Origin of the sequence: Campylobacter sp. 2018MI13 (assembly GCF_018501135.1) — a bacterium.
Classification (GTDB): domain Bacteria; phylum Campylobacterota; class Campylobacteria; order Campylobacterales; family Campylobacteraceae; genus Campylobacter_E.
Window position 1 is genome coordinate 1 of record NZ_JAHCZC010000292.1, and the last position, 391, is coordinate 391.

The 391-nt window shown below is 69.6% G+C and carries 1 protein-coding gene; it reads right to left on the minus strand.

The genetic code is table 11. The annotated features are described in order from the left end of the window. Positions 1-192 precede the first annotated feature (192 nt). Positions 193-391 (minus strand): nuclear transport factor 2 family protein (locus KJQ99_RS10080; protein WP_214150767.1); only part of this gene is annotated, 199 nt, incomplete at its 5' end.

The following is a 391-nucleotide window of genomic DNA, read 5'->3' on the forward strand; positions in this document are numbered from 1 at the left end:
GCCTTCGTCACCCCACTTTCTCCCAGCCACCCATCGCCGGTAGCGGCGATGCGTCAGCCGCTCACCCGCGGAACTCGCGGTCGCCAACGTGTACGGGTCGTCCGCCACCGGTCAGTCAACTCCACCGCCACGGTCCAGGCGGGCGCGCCGGCATAGGCCGAGGTGTGTTCGGCGAGGGCGAACCGGCTCGTGCTACGAGCCGTGTTGGTAGCGGCGGTGGCGGATGCGCCAGCCGTCAGCGGTGCGCACGACATCGTCGTCGTACCGTCCGTAGAACACGCTGGTCGGGTTGCGCGGATCCGAGGCACCCACGGGAGAGATGCCGCGTGAGCACAGGTGGACGAGAGGCCCGCCGTCGCGCGGGTCCTCGGAGACCGACTCGATGTAGATG